13 protein-coding genes and 1 pseudogene are annotated in these 19,020 nt (G+C 72.3%); 4 read left to right on the plus strand and 10 right to left on the minus strand.

The window, feature by feature from the left end:
- Nucleotides 1-121: 121 nt before the first annotated feature.
- From VHA72_RS05580 to VHA72_RS05610, 7 genes are all read right to left on the minus strand, one after another.
- Nucleotides 122-1,486, minus strand: coding sequence for a glycosyltransferase 87 family protein (locus tag VHA72_RS05580; protein WP_325573453.1), 1,365 nt, complete (start codon nucleotides 1,484-1,486; stop codon nucleotides 122-124).
- 94 nt (nucleotides 1,487-1,580) lie between these two features.
- On the minus strand, nucleotides 1,581-4,223 hold the full coding sequence (locus VHA72_RS05585; RefSeq protein ID WP_325573454.1) for an FtsX-like permease family protein: 2,643 nt from the start codon (nucleotides 4,221-4,223) through the stop codon (nucleotides 1,581-1,583).
- Nucleotides 4,220-4,933: an ABC transporter ATP-binding protein gene (locus VHA72_RS05590; RefSeq protein ID WP_325573465.1), complete on the minus strand. Its 714-nt coding sequence runs from the start codon at nucleotides 4,931-4,933 to the stop codon at nucleotides 4,220-4,222. Before VHA72_RS05590 ends, VHA72_RS05585 begins: the two co-directional genes overlap by 4 nt.
- 131 nt (nucleotides 4,934-5,064) lie before the next feature.
- Nucleotides 5,065-5,625, minus strand: coding sequence for a PadR family transcriptional regulator (locus tag VHA72_RS05595; RefSeq protein WP_325573455.1), 561 nt, complete (start codon nucleotides 5,623-5,625; stop codon nucleotides 5,065-5,067).
- Nucleotides 5,626-5,804: 179 nt separating this feature from the next.
- Nucleotides 5,805-7,256, minus strand: coding sequence for a glucose-6-phosphate dehydrogenase (zwf, locus tag VHA72_RS05600; RefSeq protein WP_325573456.1), 1,452 nt, complete (start codon nucleotides 7,254-7,256; stop codon nucleotides 5,805-5,807).
- 64 nt (nucleotides 7,257-7,320) lie between these two features.
- Nucleotides 7,321-7,731, minus strand: a complete 411-nt coding sequence (locus VHA72_RS05605; RefSeq protein ID WP_325573457.1) for a VOC family protein — start codon at nucleotides 7,729-7,731, stop codon at nucleotides 7,321-7,323.
- Nucleotides 7,732-7,835: 104 nt separating this feature from the next.
- Entirely contained in the window at nucleotides 7,836-9,746 is a 1,911-nt protein-coding gene (locus tag VHA72_RS05610; protein WP_325573458.1) for an anthranilate synthase family protein, read from the minus strand.
- A 122-nt stretch (nucleotides 9,747-9,868) separates the two neighbouring features.
- Here VHA72_RS05610 and VHA72_RS05615 point away from each other — a divergent pair, with 122 nt between their 5' ends.
- From VHA72_RS05615 to VHA72_RS05630, 4 genes are all read left to right on the plus strand, one after another.
- On the plus strand, nucleotides 9,869-10,525 hold the full coding sequence (locus tag VHA72_RS05615) for a response regulator transcription factor (protein WP_325573459.1): 657 nt from the start codon (nucleotides 9,869-9,871) through the stop codon (nucleotides 10,523-10,525).
- Nucleotides 10,522-12,633 (plus strand): sensor histidine kinase, encoded by a 2,112-nt coding sequence (locus tag VHA72_RS05620; protein WP_325573460.1) that lies wholly within the window; start codon nucleotides 10,522-10,524, stop codon nucleotides 12,631-12,633. Before VHA72_RS05615 ends, VHA72_RS05620 begins: the two co-directional genes overlap by 4 nt.
- Nucleotides 12,634-12,722: 89 nt before the next feature.
- Entirely contained in the window at nucleotides 12,723-13,985 is a 1,263-nt protein-coding gene (locus tag VHA72_RS05625) for a hypothetical protein (RefSeq protein WP_325573461.1), read from the plus strand.
- A 15-nt stretch (nucleotides 13,986-14,000) separates the two neighbouring features.
- On the plus strand, nucleotides 14,001-15,482 hold the full coding sequence (locus VHA72_RS05630; RefSeq protein ID WP_325573462.1) for an MFS transporter: 1,482 nt from the start codon (nucleotides 14,001-14,003) through the stop codon (nucleotides 15,480-15,482).
- 80 nt (nucleotides 15,483-15,562) lie between these two features.
- Here the strand turns inward: VHA72_RS05630 and VHA72_RS05635 are convergent, their stop codons facing one another.
- The 3 genes and pseudogenes from VHA72_RS05635 to VHA72_RS05645 all read right to left on the minus strand — a co-directional run.
- Nucleotides 15,563-17,734, minus strand: coding sequence for a HelD family protein (locus tag VHA72_RS05635; RefSeq protein WP_325573463.1), 2,172 nt, complete (start codon nucleotides 17,732-17,734; stop codon nucleotides 15,563-15,565).
- A gap of 176 nt (nucleotides 17,735-17,910) precedes the next feature.
- A complete protein-coding gene (locus tag VHA72_RS05640) occupies nucleotides 17,911-18,657 on the minus strand; it encodes an enoyl-CoA hydratase family protein (protein WP_325573464.1) in 747 nt (248 codons plus the stop codon).
- Nucleotides 18,650-19,020 (minus strand): annotated as a pseudogene (locus VHA72_RS05645) (ribonuclease BN); the annotation flags it as partial. The pseudogene VHA72_RS05645 and the gene VHA72_RS05640, both read right to left, overlap by 8 nt.

Consider the following 19,020-nt stretch of genomic DNA (forward strand, 5'->3'; position numbering starts at 1 on the left):
CCATCGGATGGGGCTCCTCTTCAGTGCGTGCTTGGCCGTACACACCGAAGATCCCGCCGATGGCCGCCTACGTCAGGCAGCCTCGCCGTGGTCCCTCAAACCCCACCACTCCCGGGGACTCTTACTGGAGCAGGTGCCCCATCAGCCAGGCGTGGAACGCGCCGTTCTCCGCGCGCGGCGCCGGCGCGCCGTAGCTGGCGCCGGTGACGTCGACGGGTACGGCGCAGCCGGCGCGGAAGTCCGCACTCAGCCGGTCCATCTGGATCAGCGCCGCCGGGTCGTCCGCGGCGATGCAGCCTGCCGGCGCCGCGGCGGCGAACCGCCCGCCTGGGAACGCATCGCCGGTTCGCGATGCGGCGACCCGAAGCCCCGACGCTGCGACCGCCACCGCCGCCAGCGTGACGAGCCCGCGCCGGACCATCGGCCGAGGGATCTGTGCCCCCAGCCGTCCGAGACCGATCGGCACGACCAGCGCGATGGGCGCGGTGAGCAGGACGCCGTAGTGACGGAAGTACGCCGGACTCGCCAGCAGGATCGCGGTCGCGCTGACCAGCAGCCCGACGGGCAGCCAGGCCTCCCGGTCCGGCAGGCAGGCGACCACCGCGACGATGACCAGCAGGACGAGCACGACCGCCACCGCATGCACCAGCGCGGGGCTCCGTCCGGCCAGCACCGCCTTCGTGCCGACGATGCTCGAGATCCGGCCGACCAGCGGCGCCCGCGCGCCGGTCCGGTCGAACTGGTCGGCGACCACCATGGTCCACATCCGGCCCGGCGCCGCGATCAGGAACGGCAGGACCACGACCGCGGTCGTCACCACCGCGGCAGCCGTCACCCGGGCGGCCGCCCGCGGCTCGCGGCGCAGCAGGAGGACGAGGACGAGTGCCGCCGCGATGCCGGCGTACCAGATCTTGACGGTGCAGCTCAGTCCCAGCAGTGCTCCGCAGACGATCTCGAGCCGGGTCGCGCGGCGGTCGGCGCGGCGGCACAGCACCAGCACCGCCGCCAGCGTGAGCACGGAGCCGATCGGCTCCAGGAACGTCGCCTGTTCGCTGTAGGCCGCAGCCGCGGATGCGGCGTAGATCAGGCCCGCGAACACACCGCGGCCGCGACCCCAGCCGCGTGCGATCGTGTAGACCAGCACGGCGCTGACGCCGCCGAGGGCCATGAAGGACAGCCGCGCCACCGTCATGCCGACCGGATCGGAGGTCAGTCGCCCGAGCAGGGTGAAGGGGAGCAGCAGGAGGGTGCTGCCGGGCGGATGCAGCATGACGAAGTCGCGATAGGGCAGGTGCCCGAAGCCCAGCGCCTCGGCAGCGGTGTAGTAGACCCCGTCGTCGTAGCGGCCGTAGTAGCGCAGGCCGCCGCCGCGCAGCACCGGCAGCAGCCGCACCACGAACGCCGCCACGAAGATCAGCACCGGCGCGAGGACGTCGCCGACCGCCCGACCGCGGCGCGGCGAGCCAGCGGTCTGGTGGCTGAGCATGGTGGCGACAGGCTACCGCCGGCGCCACATGTAACACGCTGTCCACGTCACTGGACGGTCGCCGCGTCGACCGTCCAGTGCGGTGGACAGCGTGTTACATCAGCCGGGCCGTGACCGGCAGCCGCGACCGGGCAACCAGCCCGACCACGGCGGCGACCACCAGCGGCAGCCCGACCACCAGGCCCAAGATCATCAGCCACGGGACGTCGATGAACGGCCCGACCCACTGGCCCCGGCAGACCCCGACATTGCAGGGAGTGCGGGTGATCGGGTAGCTGATCGCGATGCCGGGCACGAAGCCGACCGCCGCCCCCAGCACCGCACCGACCAGCCCGACGGCCAGGGCGTACGCCGCCGCGATCCCGCGCCTGGTCCGCGGCGCCGCCCCGACCGCCGCCAGCGTCGCCAGGTCGGGCCGGGCATCGGCCAACGCGAGGAACGTCGCGGTCAGCGTGCCACCCAGCATCAGCACCGCCCCGAGCGCGAACAGGATGATCCGGATCAGCCGGGTGGCGGTGTCGGGCTGGTAGCCGCGCTCGACGTACAGCAAGGCGCCGGCACCCTGCAGCGACTCGTCGAGATCGCGCTGCTGGTCCGCGGAGAGCCGAGGGTGCGGCAGGTACAGGCCGACCTGGCCGACCCGCAAGCCGACGGCGTGGGCAGCGGCCGGGGACAGCACCGCTCGCACCGGCACCGTGCCACTGCCGGTGTCGACGACCAGCGCCGGCACGCTCGCGCGCTGGGCGGTCACGTCGTGGCCCTGGTCGTCGGTGTGCCGTCGCTTGAGCACGACCCGGTCCGGTCCGGAGCTCTGCGCGAAGACGACGGCGCCGCCCTCGGCCAGCACGGCACGCGCCGCGGTCCGATCCAGCCCCGGGACGCCGTCGAAGATCCCCGGCATCTCACCGGCGGAGACCAGGATGTCGGAGTCGAGGGCACCGCCATAGGAGTACGGCGCCAGCTCGTTGCCCGACCCGCCCGACCCGCCCGGCCCGCCCTGCGCCCGCACGCTGACGTAGTCGCTCGCGTCGGGGTCCACCGCCTGACCCTGCAGCGGGACCGCCCGCACCCCCGCCCGGGTCACCCGCGCCGTCACGCTCGCCCAGTCGGTCGGGGGCGCCCCCTGATACGCGGTGTAGGGCGAGACCGTCGCGTCACCCATGGCCAGCACCGGCTGGTAGAGCTCACGACTCTCCCGCTGGTCGCTGCTGGTCGAGATGCCGAGCGCCACCACGCTGGCGACGGTGGCCGCGACCGCGGCGACGGCGGGCACCGTCCGAGTGCGGTGCCGGGCGGCGTCGCGCACCGCGAACCGGAGCGGGAGCGGGAGGTGCCGGCCCAGCCGCGCCAGCGTCGCCACCACGATCGGCACCAGCAGCACCATGCCGAGCACGCACACGACCGCGGCCAGGGCGATGGACTGACTGCCGTGCCCATGGGCACCGGCCAGGGCCAGGGCCACGCCGACGCCGAGTAGCACCAGCCCGATGAGCGGGCTGCGCCGCGACGGGCGTGCCTCGCCCCGGCGTCCGGCGAGCACCGCCACCACGTCCTGGCGTGAGGCCACCCAGGCGGGTACGACGGCGGCCAGCAGCGCACTGACCACACCGAACGCCGCCACCCCGAGCAGATCCAGCGGCGCGACCTGGAACGGCCCGAACCAGACGTCGCTGCGCCGCTGCAGCAGAGGCTGGAGCAGCCGGGCCAGCCCGATGCCACCGACGACGCCCACCACGGCCGCGACCGCGCCGAGGACCACGCCGTTGGCGAGGACGACCCGGCGGGTCTGCCTCGGCGTACCCCCGGCGGCGGCGAGCAGCGCCAATGCTCGCTGCTGCCGGCGCGCACCGACGGCAAAGGACGGCCCGGCCAACAGGACCACCTCGATGAGCACCATCGCGACCACCAGGCCGGCGATGGTCAGGGTCTGGCTGTGGTCGGGTGCCGGGCCGATCCGCGGCAGCGCCGGCGGATGCTCGACGACCGCACGGGAGAGCACTGTCGCGCCGCGGGCGTTGAGCGCCTGCACCTGGCTCCAGTCGACCGGGCCACCGCCCACCAGCCAGGTCTGCTCGCCGGCGGCGTCGAGGCCGAGACTGCCGGGCAGGCCGGCCACGACGGGCGTGCTGCGGTACGTCGCCGACTCGGCGATGCCCACCACCCGCAGCCGAGCCGTGCTGCCGTCGGAATGCGTGACGACCAGGGCATCGCCCAGTGCCGGGCCGCGGCCGGCCAGGTACTCGTTGACCACCACCTCGCCGGTGGTTCGCGGCCACCGCCCCGACTCGAGCCGGAACAGCCCGGCCGCAAGCGGGTTGGCGAGGTCCAGCTCGCTGGCCTGCGCCGGCGTCTTGCCGCGGGCGGTGTCGACGACCGTCTGGCCGTCGGCGAGCGGCAGCAGCTCCCGGTGGCCCAAGACGGCCTCGATGTCGGCCGGCGTCGTCGGGTGCGGCAGCTGCTTGTCGCCGACCAGGTAGCCGGCGCCGTGCTCGGGATCGGGCCCCTGCTGCTCGATCGGGAAGGCCGGCTTCTGAGTGCGCACCAGCGCGGCGCCGTGGACGCCCAGGCTGCGGTCCAGGCCCTCGGCGGTGTTCACGTCCTGGGTGCGGTAGAGCACATCCGCGGTGACCACGCCGAGCACCGGCAGCGTGATCATCACCAGCGCCAGCAGCGAGCGGGCTCTGGCCCGCAGCACCTCCCGACGTGCGATCCGCAGGGCGAGGCGCCAGCCGGTCACGTCGCCTCCAGCAGCGACTCGGCCGGCGTCGTACCGGTCTCGTCGACGACCACGCCGTCGCGCAGGAAGACCACCCGGTCGGCCCAGGCGGCGTGCCGCGGCTCGTGCGTGACCAGTACGCCGGCCGCACCCGCGTCGCAGCGGCCGCGCAGCAGCCGCAGGATCTCCTCGCCGGTCTCGGTGTCGAGCGCACCGGTGGGCTCGTCGGCGAGCACCAGCCTGCGCTCGCCGACCACCGCCCGGGCGATCGCGACTCGTTGCTGCTGCCCGCCGGACATCTCGTCGGGGAACCGCCCGGCCAGCTCACCCAGCCCCACCTCGGCCAGCGCGGCCAGCGCGGCCCTGCGGGCGGCACGGGCGGCGGTGCCGTCCAGCTCCAGCGGCAGCGCGACGTTCTCGGCCGCGGTGAGTGCGGGGATGAGGTTGAAGTCCTGGAAGACATAGCCGACGGAGGTACGCCGCAGCCGGGCGACGCCCTGGTGTCCGAGGTCGGCCAGATCCTGACCCTCGACCAGGACGTGTCCCTCGCTCGGCCGGTCGAGCCCGCCCGCCAGGGTCAGCAGGGTGGACTTGCCCGAGCCGCTGGGGCCCATCACCGCCACCAGCTCCCCGGCGTACACCTCCATCGTCACGCCGCGCAGCGCCTGCACCGCCTGGACGCCGCTGCCGTGCACCCGGGTGACCTGGTCCAGGCGCAGCACGGCGCTCATCGGGTCTCCTCGGCGTCGCCGCGACGGCTCCCCCGAGCGGGGGCGCCGAGCCGCCTGCTGGAGCCGGCGTCGGGCCTCGACGAGCCAGCATCGCTCGGCCCGGTCGAGGCGCCGGGCGGTCTCCACCTCGGTCATCGGACCCGCTCCTTCGGTTCGGTCGCCGGGGCGGGCGTGCGCTCGATCGCGGCTCGCCGCAGCCGCGCCTCGCAGTGGTCGAGCCAGCGGATCTCGGCCTCGGCCGCGAAGACCAGCGAGTCGATCACCAGGCTCCAGGCGAGATCGTCGGGGCCGGCCTGCTTCTTGAGCCGGGTGTAGTCCTGCAGCGCGGCCATGGTGGCGCTGCGCTGCTGCTGGATCACGGTGCCGACGTCGACGCCCGGGACGGTCACCGCCAGCGCCAGCTTGATGGCGAGCTCGTCGCGCGGGGGCTGGGTGCGCGGCACTGGCGTGGTGAACCACGCGGCCACCTCCTCGCGTCCCTGGGCGGTGATCCGGTAGACGACGTGCCCCTCGGCATCGCTGCCGGCGCTCTCCACGTGGCCGTCGCGCTCCAGCCGGGTCAGCGTCGTGTAGACCTGACCCACGTTCAGCGGCCAGGTCGACCCGGTGTGCTGTTCGAAGGCGGCGCGCAGCTGGTAGCCGTACATCGGCTCGTGCTCCAACAGCGCCAGCAGTGCCTGCTTGACCGACATCCCGGGCCCCCCTCGATGAATACTGAGTATGTATATACCGGGTATGTGCTGCGCCGCAAGCCACGCCCAAAGTGTCACGGTGATAGTTCACGCCGCGGGTGACACTTCAGACCTGTCACTCTGGACGCAAGGTGTCACGGTGACACTTTGGCGGGGGCGACACTGTGGAGGGCGAGCCCTCAGCGGCGGTTGGTCGTCGTACCCGTCTCCCGCCAGGACCGCTCGAAGGGCAGTCGCCAGGCGTGCGGCGCGATCAGCTGGTGGATCGCGTTCGGGCCCCACGAGCCGGGGGCGTAGAGCCGCACCGGCGGCGGGTTGTCGAGCAGCGGCTGGGAGATCTCCCACAGCGTCTCGATGCCCTCGGCGGTGGTGAACAGGGTGTGGTCGCCGCGCATCGCGTCGTGGATGAGCCGCTCGTAGGCCTCCAGTACGCCGGTCGAGGACGATGTCTCCGAGGTCGCGAACTGCATGGAGAGCTTCTCCAGCTTCATCCCGGGCCCGGGCCGCTTGCCGTAGAACGACAGCGACATCTTCGACTGGTCGGCCAGGTCGAAGGTGAGATGGTCGGGGCCCTGGGTGCCGGCGTTCGATCCCGCCGGGAACATCGTCAGCGGCGGCTCCTTGAACGCGATCGAGATGATCCGCGCCCCCTCGGCCATCTTCTTGCCGGTGCGCAGGAAGAACGGCACGCCGGCCCATCGCCAGTTGTCGATGGTCACCTTGAGCGCCACGAACGTCTCGGTGTCGGAGTCGTCGGCGACCTCGTTCTTGCCGCGGTAGCCGGTGTACTGGCCCCGCACCACGTTGCGCGGGTCCAGCGGGCGGATGGAGCGGAAGACCTTGTTCTTCTCGTCGCTGATCGGCCCCGGCGCCAACGAGGTCGGCGGCTCCATCGCCATGAACGCCAGGATCTGCATCAGGTGGGTGACCACCATGTCGCGGTAGGCGCCGGTGGTCTCGTAGAACGCGGTGCGCCCCTCCAGCCCGAGCGTCTCCGGTACGTCGATCTGCACGTGGTCGATGAAGTTGCGGTTCCAGATCGGCTCGAACAGGCCGTTGGCGAACCGGAAGGCGAGGATGTTCTGGGCCGCCTCCTTGCCCAGGAAGTGGTCGATCCGGAAGATCTGCTCCTCGGCGAAGACCTCGTGGATCTTGGCGTTGAGCACCTTGGCCGAAGCCAGGTCGGTGCCGAACGGCTTCTCCATGATGATCCGGGCGCGCTCGACCAGGCCAGCCTCCTCCAGCTGCCGGATCACGTCGATGGCTGCCTTCGGCGGCACGCTGAGGTAGTGCAGCCGGCCGATCACGCGACCCAGCGGCTCCAGCTTGCGCTCGGCCTCGCGAACCAGGTCGGCCAGCGCGTGCGGGCCCTTGCCGGTCGGCACGTAGCTCAGCATCGCCTCGAACGGCGCCCAACGCTCGTCGGTGACCTCGGTCTTGCCGAACTCCTCGCAGGCCTGCCGGGCGAGCTTGGCCCACTGCTCGGAGTCGATGTCCTCCAGCGAGGTGCCCACGATCATGGCATCGCGGAGCAGGCCGGCCTCGAACAGCCTCAGCAGGCCGGGCAGCAGCTTGCGTCGGGCCAGGTCACCTGTCGCGCCGAACAGCACGATGACGTGCGGTTGCTCCATGTCTTCCACGGTAGCCATCGCTTGGTACCTACCTACTTCTCGCGTCGGGATCTTTCGGTGAACATCACTGGCTCCGGTCCGGCCAGGCGAAGAGGCAGAAGGTGTGGCCGCTGGGATCGGTGTAGACCCGCAGCGGCTCCTGCGGATCGTCGCTTCGATCCATCCGAACCTCGGCCCCCAGTGCCAGTGCCCGCCGGTGTTGGTCCTCGAGCTCCTCGACGCTGTCGACCAGGAAGTCGAGGTGGAACTGCTGGGGCACGGCCGGGTCCGGCCAGGTGGTGGGGGTCACCGACTCGGCCTGCTGGAAGGAGAGCCGCTGGCCTTCGGGGCCCACGATCGAGCGCCAGTCGAGGTAGTCCTCGGGGCCGACCTCGAAGCCGTCCGGATAGCGCCATCCGAGCAGCCGGCGGTAGAACTCCGCGAGCCGCGGCACGTCCGTGGTGTCGAGCACGACGTTCCGCAGGTGGATGCCCATACGCCAAGACTGTCACAGGACCAAGGCGTCGAGAGGCGAGCCGGCGGCGAACGGGTCGCGGCGTACTCGCCGGGCATGTCGACGGCACATCGTCGAGCCACGCGTCAGGACGGCAGGAGCTCGCTCACCAGGTCGTGCAGCAGGTCGTACCCGTGCTCGGTGAGGATCGACTCGGCGTGGAACTGGATTCCGCGGTAGTGGGGGCCGGCCACGGCGTGGACGTCCCCGCTCTCGGGATCCGCCTCGATGCCGACCCCCTCGGGCAGTCCGCTCTCGCCCACCCGGCCGACGAACGTGTTGTAGAAGCCGACCCGCTCGGTACGGCCACCCAGTGCGATCGGCGACTGGGTGCCCTGGAAGACGATGTCCTTGTACTGCAGGTCCAGGCCGAGCCGGTGGCACAGCGCCTGGTGGCCGAGGCAGACCGCCAGGAACGGCTTCCGCTCGGACAGCAGCTCGTCCACGGCGGCGCGCAGCTGGGCCATCTTGGGGTCGTCGTCGGCGCGCGGGTCGCCCGGGCCGGGCCCGACGATGACCAGGTCGGCGTCGGTGAACACACCGGGCGCATAGTCCTCGTGACGGACCACGCTGGAGGTCAGGCCCATGACGCCGAGGATGTGGCGCAGCATGTTCACGAAGTCGTCCTCGCCGTCGAGGATCACCGCGTGCTTGCCGCGCAGCCGGGGGTCGGGGTCGGAGCCGCCCTGGTCGGCGAGCCAGAACGACGAGAGCCGGCGATTGCGCTTGTTGAGCTCGAGCAGCACGTCCTCGTCGACGACCAGCTCGGCGACATCGGCACTGGAGGCCGGCGCCGCGCCGACCAGGCCGAACGCGGAGAGGATCCCGCCCGCCTTGGCGTGCGTCTCGGCCACCTCGTACGCCGGGTCGCTGTCGCGGACCAACGTCGCACCGGCACTGACCTTCAGCTCGCCGGCCGGCGAGACGTCGGCGGTGCGGATCACGATCGGGCTGTCGACCACGGGGGCGCCGGACGCGTCCCGACCGAGGATCGCCAGTGCGGCGCCGTAGTAGCCGCGGCCCTGCGGCTCGTAGGCCTTGATCAGCCGGCAGGCGTTCTCGACCGGCGAGCCGGTGACGGTGGCGGCGTACATCGTGTCGCGCAGGATCTCGCGCGGGTCGCGGGTGGAGCGGCCGGCCAGGAGGTACTCGGTGTGGATCAGCCGCGACATCGGCTTGAGGAACGGCCCGAGCACCTGGCCCCCCTCGGTGCAGATGTCGCACATCATCTTCAGCTCCTCGTCGACGACCATGAAGAGCTCGTAGATCTCCTTCTCGTCGGTGAGGAACTCCAGGAGCTGCGGCTTCAACTCCTCGGCGGCGCCGGTGACCGGCAGTCGGAACGTGCCCGAGATCGGGTTCATCCGGACGTCGCCGCCGTGCACGGAGACGTGTCGCTCGGGGCTGGCGCCGATCAGGTAGCGGTCGCCGGTGAAGAACACATAGGTCCAGTAGGCCCCGCGCTCGCGCTCGAGCAGCCGCTTGAAGACCGCCAGCGCCTTGGCGGTGCCCCAGTCCTCCACGGTGGCGCGGTAGTGCCGCGCGATGACCAGGTTGGCGCCCTCGCCCTGGCCGATCTCCTCGTCGATGATCTGCCGCACGATCTTCTCGTACTCGGCGTCGTCGGTCTCGAAGCCGCCGCGGTCGGTGAACTCGATCGGCTGGTCGTCGATCGCCTCGATCACCTCGGCGACGGAGAACTCGTGCTCCTCGGCGATGTCGACGACGACCAGCGGCGTACCGTCGTCGTGCGCCTCGAACCCGCGCTCGGCCACCTGCCGGAACGGGATCGCGACCAGCCGGTCCGCGACGTGACCGTCGCCGGGCGCCCCCTCCTCCAGGGGTACGTCGAGGATCGAGCCCACCTCGCTGCGGCTGCCGCCGATGATGCCAACGGTGTCACGGTCCCCGGCCCGCGTCGACCGACGGATGATCGCCCACGCCTCGTGCCCCGTGATTGCCTCGATGGCTTCCCGGGCGGCGGGTGCGGTCGTCATGCGCCAAGGCTAGACGAGCGTCTCGGTGACCCGGCGAGGTCGTCCGTTTCCCGGCCAGCGCCCACGCCGGCCCTCTATCCTGCTGCCGGGAGCAGGACCGGCGATCGCGCAGGGAGGCGCTCATGGACGTCGCGGTGTCAGCGGCACGGGTGGCGATCGTCGACGACCACGAGGTCGTCGCGCTGGCCCTGGGTGCTCTCATCGACGCTCAGCCCGGGCTGGAGTACGCCGGCCGCCGGGCCACCGTCACCGAGCTTCTGGCCCGAGGGCCACGCGCGGACCTCGTCGTCCTCGATCTCAACCTGCGTGACGACACGCAGCCAGCCGAGAATGTCGCCCGGCTCACCGCCTGGGGCGCCGGGGTCCTGGTGGTGACCTCCGGCGAGAACCCCTATCTCGTCCGCGATGTCTCGCGCTCCGACGCGCTCGGCATCGTGCGCAAGTCCGCTCCCGTCGACGAGATCGGCGAGGCCATCGCCCGGGCGGCGCGCGGGGAGCCGATCATCACCACCGAGTGGGCGGCCGCGGTCGACGCCGACGCGGACTTCGCCAGCGCGCCGCTGACCGACCGGGAGCGTGAGGTGCTGGCGCTCTACGCCTCCGGCCTCGGGGCGAAGGCGGTCGCCCGTCGGCTCCATGTCAGCGAGAACACCGTCGACGACCACATCCGCCGCATCCGGCTGGTCTACCAGCGGCTGTGCCGGCCGGCCAACACCAAGGTCGAGCTCTACCAGCGTGGGGTAGAGGACGGCTACCTGCCGGTGCCGACCCAGCGGTGAGCGCCCGGGCGCCCTCCACCGAGCTGCGGGTGGCACGACTGCTCACCATCGCCGGCGGCGTGGTGACGCTGGTGATCATCGTGTCGCGGCGCGCGGTGGTGCCCGACCCGCGCGCGCTGCCGTGGTCGTACACCGCTCCCGTCCTGGTGGGTCTGCTGCTGGCGGTTCTCGCCGCCGCCCGGTCACCCTGGGCCGGCGGGGAGGAGGTGCGGCTGCTCAACCGCCTGGCCGTGGTCGGCCACCTCGCGCCGCTGCTGGCGGTGGCGACCGGCTCGGCCACCGGCGCCCTTCCGGGGGACGTGACCCGGCTGCCCTGGACGCTGAGCACCATCGCGCTGCCGGTCACCGGCGCCGCGCTCGGCTGGGGAACGACGGGCAGCTGCGCGGTGCTGGCCGTGGCCGTCGGAACCGTCCGGCTGGGCCGGCTCGGCACCGGCCAGCACGACCTCACCTCCACCGCCAACGACGTGCAGGCCGCCGCCACCTCCGTCGTGCTGATCGTGCTGGTCGCGGCCCTGCTGGCGGCCGCCCGCGACCACGACCGCGCCGTGGCGCACGCCTTCACGGCGGCGGAGCGGACCGCCACCGAACGCGCGGTTCGCGCCGCCCACCGACGTACCCAGGCGCTGGTGCACGACGAGGTGCTCGCGACCCTCTTCCTGGCCGCCCACGGCGCGCCCGCGCTCCGCGACCAGATCGCGGCGAAGGCGGCGCGGTGCCGCCGGCTGATCCGCGAGATGACGGCCACGCCGGGGAGCGTCCCGGTGCCGCTGTCCGACCTGGTCGAGCGGCTACGGCACAGTGCCGAGGAGGTCGGAGCCGAGTTGCTCATCCCCGCCGGACTGCCCCGCCTCGGCCTGCCCGCCGAGGCGGCGACCGCCCTGGCCGGAGCCGCACGGCAGGCGCTGATCAACAGCCGCGACCATGCCGGCGATGGCGCCCGCCGCCGGCTGGCGCTCCGGGCGGGGACCGACGGCGTACGCATCGTGGTGAGCGATGACGGCGTCGGCTTCGATCCTCACCGAGTCGGCCCGGACCGGATGGGGGTCTCGGTCAGCATCCTGGGCCGGATGTCCTCGATCGAGGGTGGCGACGCCGACGTCTCCTCCGGGTCCGGCGGCACCCGGGTCGTCCTCGCCTGGAGTCGCCCCGAGGCGGAGTCGGTCGCGGCGATGCGACCCGCCGGACACCTGGGCACGGGGCTGTCGGTGATCCTCGCCACCGTCGCCCTGACCCAGATGGTGCTGTGCGTCCTCGCCGGCGACTGGGTGTCGTACATCGGACTGGCGGCGATCCTGGTCGGGCTCGTTGTCATGGGGTGGCGGCGCCTGGAGCCGCCGACGCCCGCCCGCACCGCCGTCGTACTCCTCGTGTCCGTCGGGGCCTCCGTCCTGCCGCTGCTCCGGACGCCTCACGGGTACGGCGAAGCCTGGTACCTCACCGGTGCCGCCTTCGTCCTCGCCGGCCTGGCCACCCGCGGTCGCCCCCTCACGGCGCTGGCGGGCACCGTCCTGGCCACGGCGGTGGGAGGCGCCTGCGTGGTGCTCCGACCGCACCCCGAGGCCGCCGCGACGCTCGTCCGTCCCGCCACGACGGCCGCCATCGCCTCGCTCTACACCCTCGCTATCCAGCGGATGCAGCGCAGCACCACCGCCGTGCGCGGCCGGGAGCTGGCTTCGCTGCGGGAGCGGGCCTGGGCGCGGGCCCAGGATGAAGAGCTGCGCCGGCGCTCCCGGTTCCTCGACGACGTCATCGGCCGCACGCTCGACCTGCTGGCGGCCGGCGCCGAACTCGACCCGGACCTGCGCGGCGACTGCGTCGCGCTGGAGGGGCGGCTGCGCGATCTCTACCGGGGCGGTCGGCTGGCCCGCCAGCCGCTGGTGGACGCGGCCATGGCAGCACGCCGGCGCGGCGTCGACGTGGTCTTCCTCGATGATGCGCCGGGACACCACCTGGCCGAGGACACCCTGGACGCGATCGCCCACTGGATGCGCGGGAACATCGACCGGGTCGGGTCCGGCCGGTTCACCGGACGGATCCTGCCGCCCGGCCGCGATGCCCTGGCCAGCGCCGTCACCAGCGAGGAATCCACCCTTTTCCGTGGCTGAGAGGCCGGTCGTACGACGGCGTGGGTCCGTAGCGTCCTGAGCCGACGGCATGGAGGCGCCGTCGACTCGACGAGGGAGATCAGACCACCATGTCGCACGACACCGAGCCGGACCAGGCCCGCTGGCTCGTCCCCAGCCCGCGCACCGAGGTCGCCGCAGAGCCCACCCGCAGCCCGGCCGACCGGGTCCGCCCCGAGGTCGTCGCCGAGATCGACCGGCTGGCCGCCTCCGGCCTCGACGTCGAGCTGTGTCGTCCCCGCCCGCGCTTCCTGCTCCCCGAAGGGAAGCAGGCGACGGTCGACCGCGCGCTGGCCGAGCAGGTCGCCCGGCCGGACTTCGTGGACTGGCTCTTCGACCCTGGGGTCCACCCCAGCGGCAGGGCCTGGTCCAGGGTGGCGAAGCGGGCCATCGCGCTGCATACGCTCCACCACGTCGGCACCATGGCGACACCCGCCTCGGGCCTCGACCCGAGCGTCTACGACCAGCCGCTCTTCGACGAGGGCACCCGGTCGGCACGCGACCTCATCGCCCACGAGAACCCCCGCAAGGTACGCCGCATCCTCGGTCGGTACGACAAGTTCTTCGCCGGCGGCAGTCTCGACGACGGCGAGGACAGCTACGGCCTGACCTCCCGCGACTACCTCGTCGGCGTGGTCGACTCGCACGCCGTACGCACCCGCGGCGACGCCGCCACCTACCTCATCCGGCGCCACCTGTGGCAACGCGACGACAACGCCGCGCGCATGCTCAGCGTCGGCTGCGGTGCCGCCGCGCCGCTCTTCGAGCTGGCCGACGAGCTCGAGGGCGAGGGCTTCGACCTGAGCCGCCTCGCCTTCGTCGACCATGACCCGATCGCGCTCGCCTCGGTGGTCGGCTACGCCCGTGGCATCCATCGGGCCGACCGGGTGGCGGTGCACCGCAAGAACTTCCTCAAGACGCCGATGACCCGCTACGTCGCGCCCCGCAGCGTAGACGTCGTGGACCTGATCGGGCTCTTCGAGCACATCCCCAGGAGCCGCTACGGCTTTCGGCTGGCCGCCCGGCTCCTGGCCGCGGCCGGCGCCGTCGCCAAGCCCGGCGGCGTGATCGTGCTGGCGAACATGCTCGCCCACCGGCCGCAGCAGGAGTTCTTCGACAGCGTCTGGCCGCGGCTCCAGCAGCGGACCATCACCGAGACGCTCGCCGTCATCGCCGAAGCAGGGTTCGACGCCAAGTCCGTGACGGTCCGCGTCCCCGAGGCCGAGGGCGTGTACGCCGTCTACGCCATCCGGACGCCGAAGGTGCTGCGCCCCGACTCGGTCTGGCAGCGAGCGCTGGGCGCCGCCCTCATGTTCCGCTGGCCGGAGTACTGAGAGGTGCGCGCCGAGATGACCACCGACCTGGCCCCCGCCCCTACCGAGCCGCGGGCACCGAGCGATCGCAGCCCCTGGCACGCGCTGGGCGCTCTGTGCCTGGGCTTCTTCCTCATCCTCATCGACATGACGATCGTCGCCGTCGCCACGCCCGCCGTCATCACGTCGCTGCATGCCGACGTCAACCAGGCGATCTGGGTGACCAGCGCCTACCTGCTGGCCTACGCCGTACCGGTGCTGATCACCGGACGCCTCGGCGATCGTTTCGGTCCCCGCCGGCTCTACCTGATCGGGCTGGTGATCTTTGGGCTGGCGTCCTTGTGGTGCGGTCTGTCCGGCACCGTCGGCATGCTGATCGCCGCGCGGGTGGCGCAGGGTCTCGGGGCCGCTTTGATGGCGCCGCAGACGATGGCGATCATCACCCGCATCTTCGCCCCTGCGGTGCGGGGCCGCGCACTGGCGATGTGGGGCCTCACGGTGGGCGTCTCCACGCTTCTGGGGCCGCTGCTCGGCGGCATTCTGGTCGGCCTGCTCGGCTGGCAGTGGATCTTCTTCATGAACGTGCCGTTCGTGGCGCTGGCGATCGTGCTGGCGCGGCGCTGGGTGCCGGTGCTCGGCACCTGCACCCAGCGCTTCGACTGGCCGGGCGTGGCGCTCTCCGGGGTCGGCATGTTCCTGCTCGTGTTCGGCATCCAGGAGGGCCACCAACGGCACTGGGACCACGGCATCCTCGCCATGATCCTCGGTGGCCTCGCGGTCGTGGCGGTGTTCGTGTGGTGGCAGTGGCGCAACCGCCGGGCGCCGCTGGTCCCGCTCGGGCTCTTTCGGGACCGGAACTTCTCGCTGGGCAACGTGTCCATCGCGATCATGGGCTTCGTCATCACGGCGATGGGCTTCCCGCTGATGCTCTACGCCCAGGTGGTGCGCGGCGACAGCCCGACCCAGGCCGCGATGCTGCTCCTGCCCATGGCCGTCTGCGCGATCGCGCTGGCGCGGTTCGTCGGCCGGCACACCGATCGGGTGCACCCGCGGGTGTTGATCGGCTTCGGCTTCGTCGCAATGGTGGCCTCGTACGTCTGGCTGTCGGTCTCGATGCGCGTCGGCTCGCCGTTGTGGACGATCCTGCTGGGCACCGCCCTGATGGGCGTCGGCAACGCGTTCATCTGGGCGCCGAACTCCGCGACGACCAGCCGGAACCTGCCCCTGGACCAGGCCGGCGCAGGGGCCGGGATCTACAACGCCACCCGCCAGGTGGGCTCGGTCATCGGATCGGCCGCTGTCGCGGTGCTGATGGACAGCCGGCTGGCGTCGTACGGTCTCGACGTGAGCGGCGCGGCCGCCTCCGGGCTTAGCTCACTGCCAGCGCCGGTGCTCGGCCCGTTCGCCAAGGCGATGTCGCAGTCGATGCTGCTGCCGGCCGGGCTGCTGGTCGCCGGCCTGGTCGTGGTGCTCTTCTTCGAGCGGCCGCAGCATCCGGGCTTCGCCCCGGAGGAGTAACACGCTGTCCACGTCACTAACACGCCGACGCGTCGACCTTCTAGTGTGGCGAACAGCGTGTTACAAGCCCGGCAGGCAGATCAGCTGATGGTGGTCAGCAGCTGAGTCGCCCGGGTGAGCACCACGTAGAGCGTGGCCCGGCCGGTGGTCGACTCGTCCTCGATCTCCTGCGGCCGCACCACCACGATCGCGTCGAACTCGAGGCCCTTGGTGTCCAGTCCGGTCAGCACCACGACCCGGTCCTCGCCCGAGGGCGCTCGGGCGGAGTCGCGCGCCGACGCGGCCGCCGAGGGCGCGGCCTCCGCGAGCTCGGGCCAGGAGGCCAGCCAGCCGTTGACCTCGGCCCGTCGCGCGACAGGTACGACGATGCCGACGGTCCCCTCGACCTCGCCGGCCAGCCGGACGACCTCGGCCCGCACCGCCGCCTCCAGGTCCGGTACGTCGACCAGCTCCACCGGCGCGATGCCCGTCGAGCGGACCGCCGTGGGCAGGTCGGCGTCGAGCCCGACGCGGTCGGCGTAGGCCGCGGCGTACTCGTAGATCTCCGAGCTGTTGCGGTAGTTGGTCGACAGGTGGAACTCGTGCACCGCCTTGCCCTCGAGCGCCGCGGCGCGCGCCTGTGCCGCCTCGGCGGGAATCGGCCACGAGGACTGCGCGGGGTCGCCGACGATCGTCCACGACGCGGTCCGGCCGCGCCGGCCGACCATCCGCCACTGCATCGGCGTCAGGTCCTGCGCCTCGTCGACGAGCACGTGCGCGTAGGGGTCGTCCTCGATCCGGTGCGTCGGCGGCCGCCATCCCGGCCCACTCGCGTATTCCCGATCCGCCGCCGTCATCAGCTCGGCCACGTTGATGCCGAGCTCCTCGTCGCGCTCGTCGGCGGCCGCCTCCGGCACGTCGCCGATCGCGTAGCGCAGCTCGTCGAGCAGCGGCACGTCCTCGATGGACAGGTCGGGCGCGGCCCACGACTTGACCAGCTGGGCCTGCTCGTCGGAGCTGAGCACGCCCTCCGCCACCCGGGCCAGCATCTCCGGGTCGCGCAGCCAGCCGAGCACCTCGCGAGCCTCCAACGGCGGCCACCAGGCGGCGACGAAGTCGAGGAACGCCGCGCTACCCAGCAGCTCGTCCTCGAACGCCGCCTTCCCGCGCTCGCGGCCGCGATCACCGCGCACCTGCCGCCACAGCACGTCGAGGATCGCCTGCGGCACCCGGCGGATCTGCTGGTTACGCCGGCCCTGGCCCATCAGCTGCCGACGCAGCTGGCCGAGTCGACCGCGGTCCAGCGACAGCACGTCGTCGCGGTAGAACATCCGGAACTCGCCCGGGGCGCCGGGCGCCTGCTGCCGCGCCGTCCGGCGAAGCACCTCGGCCATCCGTGCCGAGCCCTTGATCTCGGCCACGGCCGGCTCGTCGTGCCGGGTCGCGCGGACGCCGTCGACGACCTCCCCCAGCGAACGCAGCGCGACGGCCGTCTCGCCGAGCGAGGGCAGCACCCGCGCGATGTAGTTCATGAACACGCCGCTGGGGCCGACGATCAGCACGCCGCCGGATTCGTAGCGACGCCGGTCGGTGTAGAGCAGGTACGCGGCGCGGTGCAGCGCGACCACCGTCTTGCCGACGCCCGGGCCGCCGGAGATCGCCACCACGCCCTTGGCCGGCGCGCGGATCGCCTTGTCCTGCTCGGCCTGGATGGTGGCCACGATCGAGTGCATGGTGCGATCGCGCGCGCGGGAGAGCTGTGCCATCAGCGCGCCCTCGCCCACGATCGGCAGCTCGGCCTCGAGACCCTCGTAGGCGGAGGAGTCGAGCAGCTCGTCCTCCACGCCGATCACCCGGCGGCCTTCCGAGCGCAGCACGCGGCGCCGTACGACGTGCTGCGGCTCGGCCGCCGTGGCCTGGTAGAACACCGCCGCCGCGGGGGCCCGCCAGTCGATCAGCAGGGAGTCGCGGTTCTCGTCGCGCAGACCGATCCGGCCGATGTAGCGCGGCCCGGGGTCGAGCTCCGGGTCCATGTCGAGCCGCCCGAAGACCAGCCCCTCGTGCGCGGCGTCGAGCTGGGCGATCCGGCGCGCGGCCTGGAAGACCATCGCATCCCGCTCGACGAGACCGCCCTCGTGACCGAGCCGGCCGCGGTCGTGGCCCTCCTTGGCCAGCGCCTGAGCGGCCCGGGCCGACTCCTCCAGCTGGACGTACACCCGATCCACGAAGCCCTGCTCGCGGTCGATCTCCCGCTGGACCAGATCCTCACTCAACGCAGCGTTCCCCACCTGTCACGCGACCGCCGCCCGCCACGGGCGGCAAGTAGGAAAGCCTACCGGCTTCCCTGCGCCGCTGGTTCATCAAGGTATGTCGACGAACCAGCACACCCCTCGCGGAATTCCACCGGGGAAGCGGAGGTCGTCTGGGCATACCTCGACGAACCGCCCGGCTACTTCCCGCGAGAGAGGAACGCCATCATCGCGTCCCGGGCCTCGTCGGAGCCGAACAGCCGTGCGGACAGCTCGGCCATCTCCTCCGCCCCGGCGTCGAGGCGGGCCACCAGATCGCGGTTGACCAGGCGCTTGGTCTCGCGCAGGCCCTGCGGCGAACCGGTGGCCAGCTCCGCGGCGATCCGGCGTACCTCCGGGTCCAGTTCCGCGGCGGTCACGGCACGTGTCACCAGACCCATCGCGACCGCGTCGGCGGCGGTGAACTTCTCCCCCGTCAAGAAGGTGTACGCCGCGGCCCTCGGCGTCAGCCGCGGCAGCACGCTGAGCGAGATCGCGGCCGGCGCGAGACCGAGCTTCACCTCGGTCAGCGCGAAGCTCGCCGACTCGACGGCGACCGCGATGTCGGCCGCCGCCACCAGCCCGATCCCACCCGCGCGGACCGCGCCCTGCAGTCGACACACCACCGGCTTGGAGTGCGTGGCGATCGCCCGCTGCAGCCGCACGATCGCGCGCGGACCCTCCGCGAAGTCACCGGTCGAGGCCTCCGACAGGTCGGCGCCGGAGCAGAACACTGTCCCGCTCGCTGCCAGCACGACCACCCGGACGGCGTCGTCGTTCTCGGCCCGCTCCAGCCGTTCGAACAGCTCGCCGACCAGCTGGGCGGAGAGCGCGTTGCGATTGTGCGGCGAGTCGAGGGTGATCGTGGCGATCCCCTCGGCGAGGTCGTAGTGGACGAGCTCAGTCATCGGAGTCCTCCATCGGTCGGTTCGGGTCGGGGGCGAGGTCGTCGCGCCGGATCCTGATCTTGCGGGTCTTGGCCAGCCACGACGGGTCCATCACGATCTCGTGGGCGTGCCCGTCCCGGCCCTCGAACGTCACCGCCACGGTCTCGAAGCCCTTGTGCCGCTGCATCAGCGCGTAGCCGGCGTACGCGCGTCGGTCGGCCTCGGTGAGGTCGACCCGATCGGTGAACGGCGTCAGCAGGGCCCGCGGCCACAGCCGGCGGGCGACCACCACGTTGACCTCGATGCCGAGCACGCCCATCACCGAGGCGATGTAGATGAACCCCATCAGCCCGAGCACCAGCGCGAACGTCTTGTTCATCCCGC

The sequence above is a fragment of the Nocardioides sp. genome (assembly GCF_035547795.1).
In the GTDB taxonomy this organism is placed as follows: Bacteria; Actinomycetota; Actinomycetes; order Propionibacteriales; family Nocardioidaceae; genus Nocardioides.

Bases quoted from the DNA above. Each gene is read 5' to 3' on its own strand.
- VHA72_RS05630 (WP_325573462.1), top strand. From the start codon at position 14,001: ATGACCACCGACCTGGCCCCCGCCCCTACCGAGCCGCGGGCACCGAGC.
- VHA72_RS05590 (WP_325573465.1), bottom strand. From the start codon at position 4,933: ATGAGCGCCGTGCTGCGCCTGGACCAGGTCACCCGGGTGCACGGCAGC.
- VHA72_RS05625 (WP_325573461.1), top strand. From the start codon at position 12,723: ATGTCGCACGACACCGAGCCGGACCAGGCCCGCTGGCTCGTCCCCAGC.
- VHA72_RS05580 (WP_325573453.1), bottom strand. From the start codon at position 1,486: ATGCTCAGCCACCAGACCGCTGGCTCGCCGCGCCGCGGTCGGGCGGTC.
- VHA72_RS05610 (WP_325573458.1), bottom strand. From the start codon at position 9,746: ATGACGACCGCACCCGCCGCCCGGGAAGCCATCGAGGCAATCACGGGG.
- VHA72_RS05595 (WP_325573455.1), bottom strand. From the start codon at position 5,625: ATGTCGGTCAAGCAGGCACTGCTGGCGCTGTTGGAGCACGAGCCGATG.
- VHA72_RS05605 (WP_325573457.1), bottom strand. From the start codon at position 7,731: ATGGGCATCCACCTGCGGAACGTCGTGCTCGACACCACGGACGTGCCG.
- zwf (WP_325573456.1), bottom strand. From the start codon at position 7,256: ATGGAGCAACCGCACGTCATCGTGCTGTTCGGCGCGACAGGTGACCTG.
- VHA72_RS05640 (WP_325573464.1), bottom strand. From the start codon at position 18,657: ATGACTGAGCTCGTCCACTACGACCTCGCCGAGGGGATCGCCACGATC.
- VHA72_RS05615 (WP_325573459.1), top strand. From the start codon at position 9,869: ATGGACGTCGCGGTGTCAGCGGCACGGGTGGCGATCGTCGACGACCAC.